The organism is Pseudomonas cremoricolorata (assembly GCF_000759535.1).
In the GTDB taxonomy this organism is placed as follows: domain Bacteria; phylum Pseudomonadota; class Gammaproteobacteria; order Pseudomonadales; family Pseudomonadaceae; genus Aquipseudomonas; species Aquipseudomonas cremoricolorata_A.
Map to the genome: position 1 here is coordinate 1,932,083 of NZ_CP009455.1, position 18,219 is coordinate 1,950,301.

11 protein-coding genes and 1 pseudogene are annotated in these 18,219 nt (G+C 65.4%); 5 read left to right on the top strand and 7 right to left on the bottom strand.

From position 1 onward, the window contains the following. The first annotated feature begins 34 nt into the window (after positions 1-34). Positions 35-3,949, top strand: a complete 3,915-nt coding sequence (locus tag LK03_RS08475) for a hypothetical protein (protein ID WP_049870452.1) — start codon at positions 35-37, stop codon at positions 3,947-3,949. A 54-nt stretch (positions 3,950-4,003) separates the two neighbouring features. On the opposite strand, the gene accC is transcribed toward LK03_RS08475, so the two are convergent. From accC to LK03_RS08505, 6 genes are all read right to left on the bottom strand, one after another. Further along, positions 4,004-5,359 (bottom strand): acetyl-CoA carboxylase biotin carboxylase subunit, encoded by a 1,356-nt coding sequence (accC, locus tag LK03_RS08480; RefSeq protein ID WP_038411914.1) that lies wholly within the window; start codon positions 5,357-5,359, stop codon positions 4,004-4,006. 17 nt (positions 5,360-5,376) lie between these two features. Then, positions 5,377-5,838 carry an acetyl-CoA carboxylase biotin carboxyl carrier protein gene (gene accB, locus LK03_RS08485; protein WP_038411915.1) on the bottom strand — a complete coding sequence of 154 codons (462 nt, stop codon included), beginning with the start codon at positions 5,836-5,838 and terminating at the stop codon, positions 5,377-5,379. A 93-nt stretch (positions 5,839-5,931) separates the two neighbouring features. Beyond that, positions 5,932-6,384 carry a type II 3-dehydroquinate dehydratase gene (gene aroQ / locus LK03_RS08490; protein WP_028695571.1) on the bottom strand — a complete coding sequence of 151 codons (453 nt, stop codon included), beginning with the start codon at positions 6,382-6,384 and terminating at the stop codon, positions 5,932-5,934. 178 nt (positions 6,385-6,562) lie between these two features. Beyond that, positions 6,563-8,341 carry a protein-disulfide reductase DsbD gene (gene dsbD / locus LK03_RS08495; protein ID WP_038411916.1) on the bottom strand — a complete coding sequence of 593 codons (1,779 nt, stop codon included), beginning with the start codon at positions 8,339-8,341 and terminating at the stop codon, positions 6,563-6,565. 104 nt (positions 8,342-8,445) lie between these two features. Continuing rightward, the gene (locus tag LK03_RS08500; protein ID WP_038411917.1) at positions 8,446-10,407 is read right to left on the bottom strand and encodes a methyl-accepting chemotaxis protein; all 1,962 of its coding nucleotides are present in this window, start codon (positions 10,405-10,407) and stop codon (positions 8,446-8,448) included. A 113-nt stretch (positions 10,408-10,520) separates the two neighbouring features. Then, the gene (locus LK03_RS08505; protein ID WP_038411918.1) at positions 10,521-12,137 is read right to left on the bottom strand and encodes a GGDEF domain-containing response regulator; all 1,617 of its coding nucleotides are present in this window, start codon (positions 12,135-12,137) and stop codon (positions 10,521-10,523) included. Between the two features lie 293 nt (positions 12,138-12,430). Between LK03_RS08505 and LK03_RS08510 the strand changes: the two are divergent. From LK03_RS08510 to speA, 4 genes and pseudogenes are all read left to right on the top strand, one after another. Beyond that, positions 12,431-13,497 (top strand): annotated as a pseudogene (locus LK03_RS08510) (DUF2333 family protein). A gap of 1 nt (position 13,498) precedes the next feature. After that, on the top strand, positions 13,499-14,038 hold the full coding sequence (locus tag LK03_RS08515) for an NUDIX hydrolase (RefSeq protein WP_038411920.1): 540 nt from the start codon (positions 13,499-13,501) through the stop codon (positions 14,036-14,038). 207 nt (positions 14,039-14,245) lie between these two features. After that, positions 14,246-14,617 carry a translation initiation factor Sui1 gene (locus LK03_RS08520; RefSeq protein WP_038411921.1) on the top strand — a complete coding sequence of 124 codons (372 nt, stop codon included), beginning with the start codon at positions 14,246-14,248 and terminating at the stop codon, positions 14,615-14,617. A gap of 149 nt (positions 14,618-14,766) precedes the next feature. Beyond that, the gene (speA, locus tag LK03_RS08525; RefSeq protein WP_038411922.1) at positions 14,767-16,680 is read left to right on the top strand and encodes an arginine decarboxylase; all 1,914 of its coding nucleotides are present in this window, start codon (positions 14,767-14,769) and stop codon (positions 16,678-16,680) included. Between the two features lie 72 nt (positions 16,681-16,752). On the opposite strand, the gene LK03_RS08530 is transcribed toward speA, so the two are convergent. After that, positions 16,753-18,090, bottom strand: a complete 1,338-nt coding sequence (locus LK03_RS08530) for an MATE family efflux transporter (protein WP_038411923.1) — start codon at positions 18,088-18,090, stop codon at positions 16,753-16,755. Between the last annotated feature and the right edge of the window lie 129 nt (positions 18,091-18,219).

Sequence of the window (18,219 nt, forward strand, 5' to 3'; positions counted from 1 at the left end):
GTGGCGGTTCTGTCCACTACCCGGAGCATCACCTGTGACCACTTCTACCTCCCAGACGCTGACCCCCACCGCTGTCGCCGCACTGCTCGACAACCTGCTGGCCTGGTCGGCCGTGCTCGAGCCGCGACTGCGGGCGCAGTTGAGCCTGCTCGAAGTGCTCGAAGAACACATTGGCGTCGAGCTGCGCACCCATTACAGCGGTCCGATCGACCCGCGTCTGGTGCAAGATCTGCTCGATGCTGCGCTGCTGCGGCACGTCAGTGAGCAGCCGCTTGCCTTCGACCCGTCCATCCATGCGCCGTGGCGCTGGGAAGGGCAGGCGGTGCAGGAGATCGACGAGCAACGGCGAGAGACCATCGAGTTGCTGATCGAGAGCGTCGGCACGCGCTTGCTTGACTATTACCACGACTACCTGACCCGCCACTGGCACGCAGTTCCCGATGACCTGCCCGCGCCAGACGACTATCGCCAGCGCTGCGCTGCCTGGCTGGCGGAACACCAGGCCGAGCTGAGCGCGGCGTTGGCACCGACCGCGCTGGCAGCGCTGTCGATCGCCGAGGTTCGCGCAGCCATCCATGCTCTGGAGCGCGCCTGGCACGCGCAGAATGCGCTCGTCAGCCTGGCCAGCAGCGACGAGCGTGCAGCGCTCGATCGACTGGCGCAAGCGCAGCTGCCCGAGGCGTTTCACCGGTTGAACGATGCCGAGCGTGCTCGCCTGCAGGACGCCTTCGACCTGTGGCGCGCAGCCGAGGCCCAGGCACGGAGGTTACTTTCAGGCGTGACCAGCCTGCATGAGCATGCCCGTGCCCTGGCCAGCGATTACTTGGCCGAGCAACTGGACATGCAGTTGTCGCCCGACCTGATACGCGTCGAACTCGGCAGCCGCGACCATCCGCAATTGCCGCCGCTGCGGCGCAGTCTCTCCGAGCTGGTCGCTGGCGGCGCACAGGATCTGAACGTGCTGTACGCGCTGCGTGAGGTCAGCAGCGCCGTGCGCCTGAGCGCCGCACCGACGCCTGCTGACATTCAGCGTCTGCTGCTCGAATGCGACGGCCGCGCCGGCTATCTGGCGGCTGTGCAAACCCGGCATGCTCAGGGCGAGGTGCGCCAGGCCTTGCTGGATGTGGTCGATCGTCAACTGCGCTACAGCGCCCTGCGTGCAGACTTTGCCGGTCACCTCCCGACGGCGCGGCATGAGCAGATACTGACGGCACTGGAGCGGCCCTCGACTTCGGTGCAGGTCAGCAGCCTGGAGGTGTTCGATGCGCCCTGCAGCGACCTGCTGGTGTTCAGTTTTCATGACACTCAGGGCGAGACCGAAGCCTTGGCGCTCTATGCCCCTGGCAAAGCGGACGGCCAGGAATGGGTCATACTGCCGTCGGCGCGGGCGCTGAGCGCCGAGCTGGGACAGTGGTTGGGCTCGGCTGTCGGACGTCACTACCTGCTCGAGCAGTTGCCGTTCGACCAGCGTCAGCCGCTGGGCGTGCGGCTTGAGCAGGCGCAGGAGGACCCTTCCCAATGGCCTTTGGACCGCGATCTGCGTAGCGCCAGCGGCGATTACTCAAGCGCTGTGCAGCGCGGGCTTCAGGCGCGACTACAGAGCCGCGAAGCGCAGGTGGCCCACAGCGTTGCGCCGCACTGGTATGACGCAGCGAGCCTTGATGAGCGACGCGCCGTCAATCAGCTACGACAGCGTGCCCGCTTGGCCGAGCAGGCCTTCGCCAGAAACCTCGGCGACTGTCCGAGTTTTCTGGGCTATGCGCGCAAGGCGGTGAGCGAGGCCATTGCGCCGTATCTGACCAGTAAGGGGCTGAGCGAGGCGGTCGATCCGGAGTCGATCATCATCGACTTGCAGCCGTCGCTGGGCGATGGCCCAGTCGAGTCGATCAACCTGATCGATCTGGTGTGCTTCGGCTACGACGACAACAGCGGTATCGACCATCCCGACCGCGGCGTGCGCTCATCCGTCGGTCAGGACCTGTCGGCCCTTCGCAGCGCCGATCTGGCACGTTATGCCCGGCGCGCGTACCTCGGTCAGCAGTACGTGGCCGAGGTGCGTAGCCGCTACCTGGCCGCCAGTGGCGCCGATTACCGCCAGCATCAGTTGCGTTTCGCCGACGCGATGAGTGCCGGGGTGGAGCGCGACCTGCGCCTGGCCCTGGCCAGTGGGCAGTTGCAGCGCGGCACCTATGATCAGTTGCTGGGGCTGATCAACGAGTTAGTGGCTCTGGCGCCGGATGATCTCGACGATTCTGCATCGCAGGCGGTGCTCGACCGCCCGGGCGTGCTGCGTTTGCGCGTAGCGGGTGCAGCGATCATAGGCTGCTACGTGTTTCGGCTGATCCGTGGGGGTGTCGCCGAAGACTGGCTGTACACCGCCGATGCGCCAGATGGCGTGTTGTGGCGACCCTACGCACGGCTCGCCACGGCGGCGGGTGGAACGTTGGCCGGCTACCTGCTGACACGCAGCCGGCTGGCCCAGCGTGGCGAGGTCGAGCAGCGTTTGCAGGCGCTGGCGAACCAGCAGGCGCACCTCGATTCGTTGCGCCAGATCGATCAGGTGCTCAACCTGCCGCGTGAATTCGACCGTCTCATCGAGCATGGCCTGGCCGATGTCGAAGACGCCACCCACAGCCGCGCCGAGGTGATCCGCGCGCAGGTCATCAAGGGTCTCTTGTTCGCCGCGCCGCTGAGCCTGATCTATCCGCCATTCGCCGCCCTGCTCGGCGCCTGGTTCGTGGTGGCGCCGCTGCGCTCGGCGGTGATCGCCCACACCCAGGGTGATACCGCCCGGGCACTCCAGGCATGGCTGGAAGCGTCCTGGGCTGCACTCGGTGGGCTGGCGACCTTGCCTGGCGCCAGCTTGCGTGCGGTCAGGCCGCTGCTGCAAGGCACGCGCCGTGCGGGCGCCAGGGCGCGGGTGCGTATCACCGCAACCCGCCGTCCGGCGGCGCTAGAGTTCGATCGCCGCTGGGCGGTGTCGCAAGTGCCTGATGAGCTGCAGCAGGTGCACGAGCCAGGTATCTGGCTGGGCACCTGGCGCAGCGCGACGAACGCCGAGGCGCCTGGCGTGGCGCATTTCATTCGCCACCAAGGGCGGTATTTCAAAGTCGAGTACGATTCGGCCCAGCACACCCTGCGGGTGCTCAAGGCCAACCTGCCCGGCAGTTTTCATCACCCGGCCGTGGCGCGTGGCGCCGATGGACGCTGGCTGGCCAATAGCCCGGGATTACGTGGCGGGGCGCCGATTGAGGATGTCGGGCGCATCAGCTCGCCGCGTCAGGTGGCACTGGGTGAGGGCGCGCCGAACAACCTGCGTGGGGCGCTGCAAGGCGAAGCGTTGGTCGGGCGGCTGGGCCAAGCGGGCGACGACGCCTATCTGTTCACCCTCAATGCCCAGACCTGCGTGGCCGTGTCGCTGTACAACCCGGCAACCAAGGCTGGCGCCGTGATTCACTTCGATCACAACATCAAGCCCCTGATCGAGCAGACCGTGCGTGACGTGCTGGGGCGTATCCGCAGTGAGGGCAGCGGTTCGCTGCGGGCGGTGATGGCAGGCGGCGACTGGCTTGGCGGGCAGGACATCGGCGGTCCGGTGCGTGCAGTGCTGCGCCAGAATGGGGTCCGTCCGAGCTGGCAGCACTGGTCGTACTCCAGTTGTCTGGGCAATACCTATGGCCTGACGCTCGACTTGCGCACTGGGCTGACGCGGGTCTACTCGATGGATGGCCAGTTGGTGGAGCAGGTACTCGATCCGCTGATGCGCGCTGCCCAGCGGGGAGCCCCCGGTGCCCTGGCCGAGCGGGCGCGGCGTTTCATGGCCCGCGTGCGAAGCGAGCCGTTGTACCAGGGCAGCGATGGCCTGGTGCGCAACGCAGCGGGACAGGTGCAGAGCGCCAGCGCTTATCGTCACCACGGCTTGACCCTGGTCGATCTGTCCAGCGGCTGAAATGAAAACGCCCCGGCAGATGCCGGGGCGTTTTCTCATCGCAGCAGCGCTCGATCAGTCCTGGTTGGCCAGTTTGTGCTCGAGGTAATGGATGTTGACGCCACCTTTGCAGAAACCTTCATCACGCACCAGGTCGCGGTGCAGCGGGATGTTGGTCTTGATGCCGTCGACGACGATCTCGTCCAGGGCATTGCGCATGCGCGCCATGGCTTCGTCGCGGTCCTTGCCGTAGGTGATCAGCTTGCCGATCAGCGAGTCGTAGTTCGGCGGAACCGAATAACCGCTGTACAGGTGCGAATCGACCCGCACGCCATTGCCGCCCGGCGCGTGGAAATGCTTGACGGTGCCAGGGGAGGGGATGAATTTCTTCGGGTCCTCGGCGTTGATCCGGCATTCCAGCGAGTGACCACGAATGACCACGTCTTCCTGGCGAATCGACAGCTTGTTGCCCGCGGCGATGCTGAGCATCTCCTTGACGATGTCGATACCGGTGACCATTTCCGACACCGGATGCTCCACCTGCACGCGGGTGTTCATCTCGATGAAGTAGAAGCGGCCGTTTTCGTAGAGGAACTCGAAGGTGCCAGCACCGCGGTAGCCGATCTCGATGCAGGCATCGACGCAGCGCTTGAACACTTCCTGACGGGCTTTTTCATCGATGCCCGGGGCCGGTGCTTCTTCCAGCACCTTCTGGTGGCGGCGCTGCAGCGAGCAGTCGCGGTCACCCAGGTGAATGGCGTTGCCCTGGCCGTCGGACATCACCTGCACTTCCACGTGACGTGGGTTGGTGAGGAATTTTTCCAGGTAGACCATCGGGTTGCCGAAGGCCGCACCGGCTTCGGTACGGGTCAGCTTGGCCGAAGCGATGAGGTCTTCTTCCTTGTGCACCACGCGCATGCCACGGCCACCGCCGCCGCCTGCTGCCTTGATGATCACCGGATAGCCGACCTGACGAGCGATCGCCAGGGCGGTCTCTTCGTCTTCCGGCAGCGGGCCATCGGAGCCCGGTACGGTCGGAACGCCAGATTTGATCATGGCTTCCTTGGCCGACACCTTGTCGCCCATCAGGCGGATGGTGTCGGCTTTCGGGCCGATGAAGGCGAAACCGGATTTTTCCACCTGCTCGGCGAAGTCGGCGTTTTCCGCGAGGAAGCCGTAGCCGGGGTGGATGGCAGTCGCACCGGTCACTTCGGCAGCGGCGATGATCGCCGGGATGTGCAGGTACGATTTGTTGGACGGTGCCGGGCCGATGCAGACCGACTCGTCTGCCAGACCCAGGTGCATCAGTTCACGGTCGGCGATGGAGTGCACGGCGACGGTCTTGATGCCCAGCTCTTTGCAGGCACGCAGGATGCGCAGGGCGATTTCGCCACGGTTGGCGATCAGGACTTTTTCGAGCTTCGCAGACATCGTTGGCTCTCCGCGCTTCAAACGACGGTGAACAGCGGCTGGTCGTACTCAACCGGCTGACCGTCTTCCACCAGGATGGCATCGATGACGCCGCCGATGTCGGCTTCGATGTGGTTCATCATCTTCATGGCTTCGACGATGCACAGGGTGTCGCCTTTCTTCACGCTCTGACCGACTTCAGCGAAGTTCGGCGAGGTCGGCGAAGGCTTGCGGTAGAAAGTGCCGACCATCGGCGAGCGGATCACGGTGCCTTTGAGGGCCGGAGCGGCCGCTTCGGCGGCTGGCGCGGCGGCGGCTGCAGGGGCTGCGGCCACTGGAGCAGCGGCCGGAGCCGGGGCAGGAGCGTAGAACTGCTGAGCAGCCGGGGTCTTGCTGTGACGGCTGATACGGACGGACTCTTCGCCTTCCTTGATCTCCAGCTCGTCGATGCCAGACTCTTCCAGCAGCTCGATCAGTTTCTTGACTTTACGGATATCCATTAAGCAACTCCCAGGATTCGGTCGGGGGTGTAGGGTAAAAACGTTCGCTGACGTTTCTTCGAGGCCCCGGCGCAAGGCCAGGGCTTGGGGTCATCAGGGCTGTGCGTTGGCAGCCAGGTGTTCCAGCGCGGACTCCAGGGCCAAGCGGTAGCCGGTGGCGCCCAGGCCGCAGATCACCCCTACGGCAACATCGGAAAAGTAGGAGTGGTGACGGAACGGTTCGCGTTTGTGCACGTTGGACAGATGCACTTCGATGAATGGGATGCTCACTGCCAGCAATGCGTCACGTAGCGCGACGCTGGTGTGGGTGAACGCCGCCGGGTTGATTACGATGAAGTCGACGCCCTCGTCACGGGCTGCGTGAATACGCTCGATCAGTTCGTACTCGGCATTGCTCTGCAAATGCTGCAGGTGATGGCCTGCGGCACGCGCACGCTGCTCCAGGTCCTGATTGATCTGGGCGAGGGTGGCGGCGCCATAGTGGCCCGGCTCGCGGGTGCCCAGCAGGTTCAGGTTGGGGCCGTGCAGGACCAGTAGGGTTGCCATCGAGGTTTCCTTGGTTTTGTAGGGCAATTCGACATAGCGCGGCGACTATGCCGTAAACCGACCTCGAGTGTCCAGTTCCCAGCAATAGACAGCACGATGTCCGAGGTTCAGGGAAAGTATGTGACTGAATGCCTGGGTTTGGTCACTCATCCCTGCGCAGTGCCCGCAGCAGGCAGGCTCATCGGTTCAGGATCGAGCCCACACGCGACAGCACCTCGACGAAATCGCCGACGTTGATCTCGCCAACCACCCGTTCGCCGCGCACTTCCTCGCCGTTCGCAGCAAAGAACAACAGCGCAGGCGGGCCGAACAGGCCGTAGCGGTCGAGCAGGGCGCGCTGTTCGGCGTTGCTCTGGGTGATATCGAAACGCAGCAGGCGATAATCGCCGAGCGGGCCTTGTACGCTGGGCGCGTTGAGCACTTCGTGTTCGATCACCTTGCAACTGATGCACCAGTCGGCGTACCAGTCGAGCAGTACCGGGCGACCTTCAGCCTTGGCCGCGGCCAACGCCGCATCCAGCGCTGCCGGGCTGCTGATGGTCTGCCACTGAGTGCCGGGCTGGGCGGCGCCGGCCACCGCTGGCACTGCGCCGGGCAAGGGCCGCAGTGGGTCGCCCTGGCCGCTGAGCGCGCCATACCAGCAGGCCAGCGCGTAGCTCAGCAGCAGCAGGCCGAGCAGTTGCGCCAAGCGCTGGCGTGGGGTCTTCACTACCCACTCGAGCGTGCCGAGGAACAGCGCCACGCCAGCAGCCAGCAAGCCGACCAGCAACAGTGTCAGCGGCCCTGGCAGCACGCGGCTGAGCAGGCCGATGGCCAGGCCCAGCAGCAACACGCCGATGGCGTTCTTCACCGTATTCATCCACGGCCCGCTTTTCGGCAGCCAGGCCGCGCCACCGGTGGCCACCAGCAGCAGCGGCGCGCCCATGCCCAGGCCCAGGGCGAACAGTTTCAAAGCCCCGCCCAGCGCATCACCGCTGGCGCTGATATACAGCAGGGCACCGGCCAGCGGCGCCGACACGCAGGGCGATACCAGCAGGCTGGACAGCACGCCCAGTACCGCCGCACCCAGCAGCGAGCCACCACGCGTGCGGCTGGCGACGCTGTCGAGGCGGCTGCTCAACGCCTGCGGCAGCTTGATTTCGAACAGGCCGAACATGGCCAGGGCAAACACCACGAAGAACAGCGCGAACGGCACCAGCACCCAGGCCGATTGCAGTTGTGCCTGCAAGTTGAGACTGGCACCGAACAGGCCCATCAAGGCGCCCAGCACTGCGAAGCTGGCGGCCATCGGCAGCACGTAGGCCAGCGACAGTGCCAGGCCGCGCGCGCCCCCGACCTGACCGCGCAAGACCACCCCCGAGAGAATCGGCAGCATCGGCAGCACGCAGGGGGTGAAGGTCAGGCCGAGTCCGGCGAGGAAGAACAGCAGCAGCGATTTCCAGGTCCAGCCCTGTTCGGTTGCCAACGTCGCCCCGCTCGGCGCGGGGCCATCACCGGGAATCTCCAGGCGTTGGGTCTGCGGCGGGTAGCACAGGCCCTTGTCGGCGCAGCCCTGATAGCCCACCAGCAGGGTGAAGGCGTGGCTGGCGCTGGCGGGGCGCGGCAGCTCGATGTCGAGCACGCCGTGGTACACCTCGACATCGCCGAAGAATTCGTCGTGCTTGGCCTCGCCCGGCGGAATCAGCGCTGCGCCCAGCGCAACATCGGCCGGTTCGCTGTGGAACTGGAAGCGGTGCTTATAAAGGTAGTAGCCGTCGGTGGCCACGAAGCGCACGGTGATCGACTGGGCGTCGGCCTTGACCAGGCTTAGCTGGAACGCTTGCTCGACCGGCAGAAAATCGGCCTGGTTGCTGCTGGCAGCGGCGCCGAGGGTGGCGCTGGGGCGGTTGTCGAGCAGCCCGGCGGCGAATACCGGTGTGGTCAGCAGCAGGAGCAGCAGGAGGAACAGGCGGCGCATGACGGACTCGCTAGGCAAAACGTGGGCGCATCATAGCCGACTTGCGCTTGGCAGGCATCGACGCAGGCCGGACGGCGCACCGCGCCAAATGGCCGCAGCGCGCTTCACACGCGAAACGCTCGTACCGCGGTATTGAGTTCACCGCCCAGGCGCAGCAACTGACCGCCTTGTTCACGGCCTTCGCCGATGCGTTGCAGGTTGTCGTTGCCCAGCTCATGAATGCGTTCGCTGTGGTCGCGGATTTCGCTGACCGCACCGCGCTGCTGCGCGGTGGCATCGGCGATGCGCACGGCGGTGGCGGCGATGGTGTCGATGGCGCGCACGATCTCATCCAGCGCGCCGTCTGCCGCCTCGGCCTGGCTGGCGGTGGTGCGGGCGTGTTCGAGCTGGGTACGCATGCCCGCCACCGATTGCCGCGCGGCCTGTTGCAGGCGGTCGATCAGGCTCTGGATTTCCCCGGTAGCGCCTGTGGTGCGCTGGGCCAGCGAACGTACTTCGTCGGCGACCACGGCAAAGCCGCGGCCCATTTCCCCGGCCCGCGCCGCCTCGATGGCGGCGTTCAGGGCCAGCAGGTTGGTCTGCTCGGCAATCGAGCGAATCACCGTCAGCACGCCGCCGATGGTGGCCGATTCCTCGGCCAGCTGTTCGATGCTGCGGGCATTGCCCTGCACCTCGTCGACCAGCGTACGCAGCCCCGACAAACTGCTGCCGATCACCTGCTGGCCGTGTTGCACGGCGCGCCCGGCATCGTGCCCGGCGTTGGCCGCGGCGCTGGCGTCGCTGGCGACCTGAACGATGGTCGTCTCCAGCTCGCCCAGGGCATCGCGGATCTGCGCGGTGTCGCTGGCCTGGCGTTCGGCACCGTCATGCAGGGCGCTGCTCATGTCGGCCAGGGCATGGCTGCTGCCGCCGACCTGCTCGGCATGGTGGCGCAGGGTGCCGACCAGCTCCACCAGGTATTGGCGCAGGCGGTTGAGCGAATCCTGAATGTCGTGCAGTTCGCGGTTGGTACGCCCCAGCGAGATGGTCTCGGCGAAATCACCTTCGGCCCAGCGCGACAGCGCCGGCGCCAGATTGCTCAAGGTCCGCGCCATGCGTCGTTGCAAGGTGTCGATCAGCACCGCGATCAGCAGAATCACCGCGATCATCAGCACTTGCAGGGTGCGCACCTCGCCCTGGATCTGCCCATGCAGGCCACGCACCTGCGGCTCCAGCGCGGCGATCGCCTGCTGCACCGCGTCCAGATGCGCTTGCGTGCTGGCCGCCAGTGCCGTACGCCGTTCGATCTGCTCGCGGGTGCGCTGCAATTCTGCGGGATAGCGGCCAAGCAGGCTGTGCAACTGGCGCTTGAGGTCGACGCCGAGGTCTTCCGGGGCTTTCTGCGCCTCGCTCTGCAAGCCCATCATGGCGGCGAAATCATCGCTGCTCGACTGCGCTGGCGCAGTGACGCCAAGCAGCGCCAGCGCATCCAGATGCTCGGCCTGAGCGTCGATCTGCTGCAACTCGCGCTCGACTTCCGCGGCCAGCTCGGCGCGGCCGCTGCTGACCAGTTTGTCGCGCGCCAGCGACAGTCGCGCCAGGTGTACGGCGGCCTCCAGCAGTGGCGCGCGGTAGCGGTCGGCGAGGGGCGTGTCGCTGCCATCGGCATAGCGTGCGAGCTGTTCGAGGTTGGCGCCCAGCTCGCGTTCGGCCTGCAGGAGCAGGGCCTGGGGGTCGCCTGCGAGCTTGCCGGCAGCCAGCAGGTCACTGCCGGCAAAGGCCTGCAATTGATTGAGGCTGGGGTGCAAGGTGTCGGCCAGTTCGGCCGGCCAGGCGGCCAGTTCAGCCTGCAGCTGTTCGGTGCCCTGCACGGCAGCGGCATGGCGCAGGGCATCGCCGCTGGCCAGGTACGCTTGCACGTTGCTCGACACGTCGCTCTGGAACTGCTGCGCCAGGCCCAGGTAGCGCTCCATCATCTGGTAGGGGCGTTGCAGCGCCTGCTGCGACCACCACAGGGTCGCGCCGAGGGCGATGCACACGGTTACCAGCAGCAGGGTATTGAAGTTGGTCAGCAGCTTCAGACGCATGGCCGCGCACTTCCAGCAAGGGATTGGTGGGCGCAGACAGTATTGCCAAGGTGTGACCGATTGATGACGACAGCGGTTTGACGCCAAAAAAAGTGGCAATTGGCCTTCAGTGGTCAGCGATCGGCTTTTTCGACCCGATTGCGCCCGCCGTGCTTGGCCGCATACAACGCCTGGTCGGCGGCGCTGGCCAGTTCCATCACGTCCATGTCGCCCGTGAGCATCACCACCCCGGCGCTGAAGGTGCACTGCAACTGCTGGCGTTGCGCAGGGAAGTGCAGGTCGGCGAAGCGCTGGCGGATTTCGTCCAGCACGCCATGGGCGGCGTCCAGTTCGGTGTTGGGCATGACCACGGCGAATTCCTCCCCGCCATAGCGACCGATGCAGTCGCTGCGGCGCAAACGCTGGCGCAGGAACAGGGCCAGGGTCTTGAGTACGCGATCACCCATCGGGTGGCCATGCTGGTCATTGACTCGCTTGAAGTGGTCGAGGTCGAGCATGGCGAAACTCAGCGGCTGCTCGCCGCGCCTGGCGCGGGTGCTGCAATCTTCCAGCAGTTGCAGAATGTGCGTGTGGTTGTACAGGCCGGTCAGGCTGTCGCGCACCAGGCGCGTCTGCAAGTGGCGGGCGCGGGCGGCCCGGTTGCGCACGGTGCTGATCAACTGCCGTGAACGCACCGGCTTGGTGAGGAAGTCGTCACCGCCTTCGCTCAAGGCGTCGAGCTGTTTGTCCAGGTCGTCTTCGGCCGACAGGTAGATGATCGGCAAGCTGACGTAGCGCTCGTTGTGCCGGATCACCTTGGCCAGCTCCGGGCCAGTACAGGTCGGCATGTACATGTCCAGAATCAGCAGGTCGGGCTGGAAGTCGGCCAGCGTTTCCATGGCCTGCAGCGGTTCGGTCAACACCCGCGTGTCGATCCCCACGGCGTTGAGCAGGCGTTCGCTGTAGCGCGCCTGGGTGCGTGAGTCATCGATGATCAGTACCCGCAGCGGCTCGTTGTGGGCGGGATGTTCGAGCTGCTCGATCTTCTCCAGCAGCGACGATGCTTCGACAGTGCCGGTCAGAAATCCTTGGCCGCCAGCGCGCAGGGCCGCCAGGCGGGAAGCCGTGTCACTTTCATCGACGCAGTAGAACAGCAGCGCCACCGGCTCTGTGCAGACGTCCCGGACCTGCTCGGCCAGGCCGATGCCCTGGCCGGCACCGGTAAAATCGACATCCATCACGACCAGGGCCGGCGCACGCTCGGTGAGCGCCTCACGGAAGGCGTTGGCATCTGCCAGGGCGTGCGCCGCGGTGCCATAGAAGGCCAGTTGCTGGGCCAGATGCTCGGCCTGTTCACGATCCTGCAGGAGGATGTAAGCCGGTCTTGGCAGGTCGGGCAGGGGGACTTCTTCAAACTGCTCGCCGCGGCGCAGGCTGGCATGCGCCAGGCGTTCGAGCAGGCTGCGCATCTGCGCGGTGGAGGGTTCGTCGAGTGGTGCAGCCTGCTCGTACAACGGTTGCAGATACTGGCAGAGCGTGCGCGCGAGCTTGGCCTGGGTCGGCAGCTCGAAACGCTCGGCGTCTTGCAGCAGTTGCTGGCTGGCGTCGTGCAGCGCATTCACGGTGCCGGGCGCCCAGCCATCGTGGGCGAGACGCTGCCAGATTTGCAGCACATGGCGGATACGTTGCATCACCCGTTGGGTGCACAACTGCTGGAGGCGATCGAGGTTAGGCACGGCTGGCTGGTTCATCGGCACACTGCGATAGGGGCAGCTAGATAGTGGCTCTATGCTAGCACTGCTTGCAGGACTGTGACCGCGCTCCGTCGGGTAAAGTGCCATCGGCCATGCATTCAGTTGACGACCCTTGGGTCGCGTATGCGCATGGGAGTGTCTGCTTTATAGTGCTGGAGGTGGCGACAGCCGTGGCACCCTGACTGCAGCCTGCGGTCCTAACCCCAGGTTGTGTGGAAAAAGTACCTGCGCACTGCGGCGGCTTTGCCATAACGCTTCGAATTCGACGTGACTGACTAAGGACTATAGCCATGCTGGACTGGAAAAAACGCGAGGCCGCAGCCGAGCCCCGCGAGCGGGACGAATCCCGTAAAACCACCCCCGCAGCAAGCGCGGCGGCATCTGGGGGCGCACCCTGGGCATCGTCATCGGTGTTTACCTGCTGGTATGCATAGGCCTTAGCTGGTACTGGAGCCAGGAGCCCGAGCTGTTCCCGGTGCAGCAGAACGCGCAGGCTGCAGCGCAGCGTGATGGCCAGCAGATGGTCATCGGCTACACCACCGTGGAAACCCTCAAGACCGTCGCCGGAACCCTGCTCAACAAGCCGGGCGGCTACATCGCCAACGACCGTTTCCCACCAGGCCTGTGGATGGACAACATGCCGAGCTGGGAATATGGCGTGTTGGTGCAGGTGCGTGATCTGTCCCGTGCGCTGCGCAAGGACTTCGCCCGTTCGCAGTCGCAATCGACCGAAGACGCCGACCTGGCCAAGGCCGAGCCGCGCTTCAACTTCGACCACAAGAGCTGGATTCTGCCGTCGAGCGAATCGGAGTTCGAGGAAGGCATCAAGTCGCTGTCGCGCTACCAGGCGCGCCTGGCTGCCGGTGACAAGGGCGCGATCTTCTACACCCGTGCCGACAACCTCAACAACTGGCTGGGCGACGTCGCCACGCGTCTGGGCTCGCTGTCCCAGCGCCTGTCGGCAAGCGTTGGCCGGGTCAAGCTCAACAGCAACCTGAAGACCGAAGCCATCGTGCCTGGCCAGGCGCCGCAGGTTGACGAAGAACTGGTGGAAACCCCATGGCTGCAGATCGACAACGTCTTCTACGAGGCCCGTGGTCAGGCCTGGGCGCTGTCGCACCTGCTGCGCGCCATCGAGGTCGACTTCGCCGACGTACTGGCGAAGAAGAACGCCACCGTCAGCGTGCGGCAGATCATCCGCGAGCTGGAAGCCTCGCAGGAACCGCTGTGGAGCCCGATGGTGCTCAACGGCAGCGGCTTCGGCATGTGGGCCAACCATTCGCTGGTCATGGCCAACTACATCTCCCGTGCCAACGCTGCGGTGATCGACCTGCGTCAGCTGCTGTCGCAGGGCTGATATGCCGATCGACGCCAGCGAGGTCGCCCACCGGGCGGCCTCCGATGCCGAGCTGATCGCCTGGGTGGATGCCGATGATCAGCCGCTCGGCGCCTTGCCCCGCGCCGAACTGCGCGAGCGTGGCCTGATCGGTCGCGGCACGTTCATCCTGCTGTTCAACAGCCAAGGTAAGCTGTGCGTGCACCGCCGCACGCTGAGCAAGGCGCTGTACCCAGGCTTCTGGGACGTGGCTGCAGGCGGCATGGTCGGCGCCACGGAAAGCTACGCCGAGTCGGCTGCCCGCGAGCTGGAGGAAGAACTGGGGGTGAGCGGCGTGCCCTTGCGGTTCCATGAGAAGTTCTTCTTCGACCAGCCCGACAACCACCTCTGGTGCGCGGTATTTTCGGCCGTGTGGGATGGGCCGCTGCGCTTGCAGCCACAAGAGGTGATCGAGGCGCGCTTCGTCAGCGTTGCCCAGGCCCTTGCTCACAGCCAGCAGCAGCCGTATTGCCCTGACTCTCTGGCGGCCTTGCAGCGCTACCGCCAGGCCGGTCACGGCTAGGCCCGGCCAGGGTTGGCCGAGGTCGCATAACCTGCGCAAAATGCCGCATTCCACTACTTGGGCGGCAGCAGATTTGTGGTTAAACTGCGCGCCCTTTTCGGGTTGTCATGGGTCCATGGCAAAAGCGCCGCCCCTGCCAGAGTGGGGCATCGCGGTCGGCCCTGGCTCAGGCCCGATCAGTTTTTGTCCTCAGCAAGAGGTACAAAAGTGGCCAAGAAAGCCTCCTCCTTTTCCGCCCTTGGCGGTCTCGTATTTTCCACCGATGGCGGTCGACACTGCCCTGAATGCAGCCAGCCGGTGGACGCCTGTATCTGTCATCAGCAGCGCGTCCCCGAAGGCGACGGCATTGCCCGCGTGCGCCGGGAAAGCAAGGGCCGCGGTGGCAAGACTGTCACCACCGTCAGCGGCGTGCCGCTGGCCGGCGATGAACTGAAAACCCTGGCGAGCAACCTCAAGCGCCGCTGCGGCACCGGTGGCGCGCTCAAGGACGGCGTCATCGAGATTCAGGGCGACCACGTCGAGCTGCTCATCGCCGAACTGGTCAAGCTTGGCTTCAAGGCCAAGAAGTCCGGCGGCTGAAGCCGCAATGGGCATTTTGCCCAGCCCTTTCTAAACTCGATCAGGCTTGAAGGGTCTACCCCAGGGCATGGACGAACCGTCATTTTCCGCTCCTACACTGCCTGCGCCCCCGGCGGGGCAGTGTCTTGACTCATCAATAGGGGACTTGAATGTCCGTACGACGCACACGCAAAGACGATGGCAGCCAGTGGACCGTGGCCGACAGCCGCAGTGTTTACGGTATCCGCCACTGGGGCGCGGGTTACTTCGCCATCAATGAAGCCGGGCGCGTCGAAGTACGCCCCAATGGCCCGGACAGCTCGCCCATCGACCTCTTCGAGCAGGTCGACCAACTGCGCCAGAGCGGCCTGTCGCTGCCCTTGCTGGTGCGCTTCCCCGATATCCTGCAAGACCGCGTGCGCCAGCTGACCGGCGCCTTCGACGCAAACATCGCGCGGCTCGAATACCAGAGCCAGTACACCGCGCTGTACCCGATCAAGGTCAACCAGCAGGAAGCGGTGGTCGAGAACATCATCGCCACGCAGAACGTCTCCATCGGCCTGGAAGCCGGCTCCAAGCCCGAACTGCTGGCCGTGCTGGCGCTGGCGCCCAAGGGCGGCACCATCGTCTGCAACGGCTACAAGGACCGCGAGTTCATCCGCCTGGCACTGATGGGCCAGAAGCTGGGCCACAACGTATTCATCGTCATCGAGAAAGAGTCGGAAGTGGCGCTGGTGATCGAAGAAGCCGGCGAGCTGAAGGTCAAGCCTCAGGTCGGCCTGCGCGTGCGCCTGTCGTCGCTGGCGTCGAGCAAGTGGGCCGACACTGGCGGTGAAAAGTCCAAGTTCGGACTGTCGGCGGCGCAATTGCTGTCGGTGGTGCAGCGCTTCAAGGATGCCGGCCTCGACCAGGGCATTCGCCTGCTGCACTTCCACATGGGTTCGCAGATCGCCAACCTCGCCGACTACCAGCACGGCTTCAAGGAAGCGATTCGCTACTACGGCGAACTGCGCGCCCTGGGCCTGCCGGTCGACCATATCGACGTCGGCGGCGGTCTGGGCGTGGACTACGACGGCACCCACTCGCGCAACGCCAGCTCGATCAACTACGACATCGACGATTACGCCGCCGTGGTGGTGGGTATGCTCAAGGAGTTCTGCGATGCCCAGGGCCTGCCGCATCCGCACATTTTCTCCGAGAGCGGCCGTGCGCTGACCGCACATCACGCCATGCTGGTGGTGCAGGTCACCGACGTCGAGAAGCACAACGACCAGGTGCCGACCATCGAAGACAAGAGCAGCCTGCCGGAAACCGTGCAGTGGCTGGTCGACCTGCTGGGTCCGACCGATATCGAGATGGTCACCGAAACCTATTGGCGCGCCACCCACTACCTGGGTGATGTCGCCGCGCAGTACGCCGACGGCAAGATCAGCCTGTCGGAAAAAGCCCTGGCCGAGCAGTGCTATTTCGCCGTCTGCCGTCGCCTGCACAACTCGCTGAAGGCTCGCCAGCGCTCGCATCGCCAGGTGCTCGACGAGCTCAACGACAAGCTCGCCGACAAGTACATCTGCAACTTCTCGGTGTTCCAGAGCCTGCCCGACACCTGGGCCATTGGCCAGGTGCTGCCGATTCTGCCGCTGCACCGTCTGGACGAAGAACCGCTGCGCCGGGCCGTGCTGCAAGACCTGACCTGCGACTCGGACGGCAAGATCAACCAGTACGTCGACGAGCAGAGCATCGAAACCAGCCTGCCGGTGCATGGCATCAACGAGGGTGAGGACTACCTGCTGGGCATTTTCCTGGTCGGCGCCTACCAGGAAATCCTCGGCGACATGCACAACCTGTTCGGTGACACCGATTCGGTGAACATCTACCAGAACGCCGACGGCAGCGTGTACCACGCCGGCATCGAGACCCACGACACCATCGAGGACATGCTGCGCTACGTGCACCTGTCGCCGGAGGAGCTGATGACCCACTACCGTGACAAGGTCGCCAGCGCCAAGATCACCGCCCGCGAACGCACCCAGTACCTCGACGCCCTGCGCCTGGGCCTGACCCGTTCGTCGTACCTGTCGTCCTGATCGACCCGCTGCCCGCACGTTGCGGCTGGCCGATACTTCGGTCAGCCGCAAACGGCCCTCCCGCCAGTCCCCTCAACCCACCCACGCCCCACGCTGCTGCAAGCGCCAGCCCATCCAGCCCAGCGTCAGCGCACGCAAGCCCATGAACGCCAGAAACGCCAGCCACAGCCCGTGGTTGCCCAGGCCCCGCAACAGCAACGCCAGGGGCAGGGCGAGCAACACCGAGAGCAGCATGGCGTTGCGCATTTCCCGCGCGCGGGTGGCGCCGATGAACAGGCCGTCGAGCAGGTAACTCCACACCGCCACCAGCGGCAACACCGCCAGGTACGGCAGGTACGGCTCAGCAGCGGCACGCACGCTGGCAATGTCGGTCTGCGCCGCGATGAACAAATGTCCTCCGGCCAGAAACACCGCAGCGAACACCAGGCTCACCAGCAGCGACCAGCCGCCGGCCACCACCAGTGAACGGCGCAGCACTGCACCCTGGCGCGCGCCGATGGCGTGTCCACACAAGGCTTCCAGCGCATGGGCCAGGCCATCGAGGGCATAGGCGGTCAGCAGCAGGCCGTTGAGCAGCAGCGCATTGGCCGCAACCGTCGCCTCGCCCAGCCGCGCGCCCTGCACGGTGAGCAACAGAAACACGCATTGCAGCGCCAGGCTGCGCAGGAAAATATCGCGGTTGACCGCCAGCATCGGTCGCCAGGCCTGCCAGCGCCGCAGCGCCGACCACACTACTTGCCCAGGGTAGGCGCGCAGAGCCGGGCGAGTCAGCGCCAGGCCCAGCAGCGCGCCGCTCCATTCCGCGATCACCGAGGCCCGCGCCGAACCTGCCACCCCCCAGTCCAGGCCCAGCACGAACCACAGGTTCAGGGCGATGTTGAGCACATTGGTGGTGAGCAGAATCGCCAGGGGTGCGCGGGCATTCTGCGTGCCGAGAAACCAGCCGACCAGGGCATAACTGGCAAGCGCCGCAGGCAGCCCGAGCAGGCGGGTGTGGAAGAAGGTTTCGGTTGCCTGTTGCAGCGCTGCGCTGGGCTGCATCGCCTGTAGCGCCAGGTGACTGAACGGCAGGGCCAGCACCGCCAGCAGGCCTGCCAGCAGCAGCGCCAGCAGCAAGCCTTGCAGCAGCACCTGGCGCAGTCCATCACCATCGCCGCGGCCCGCCGCCTGGGCCGCGAAGCCGGTGGCGCCCATGCGCAGAAAGCCCATCAGCCCCATCATGAAGGTGAACAGCATCGCGCCTACCGCCACCGCGCCCAACTGGTGGGCATGGGGCAAATGGCCGATGACGGTGCTGTCGACCAGTGCCACCAGCGGCACGCTGATGTTGGACAGGATCATCGGCGCCGCCAGCGCCCAGACCCTGCGGTGGGTAGCGCGGTGACGCCAGTCGGCGAGCAGTGCAGGCATTGAAACTCCGCAAATGGCTGGGGGCGCGCCATTCTATCGGCCTGGAGTGTTAGCGACACATTTTGTAAAGTGCCTCGCAGATCGAGCAACCAATCCCTGAGAACAGGGTCTCAGCCCACGCACACCTGC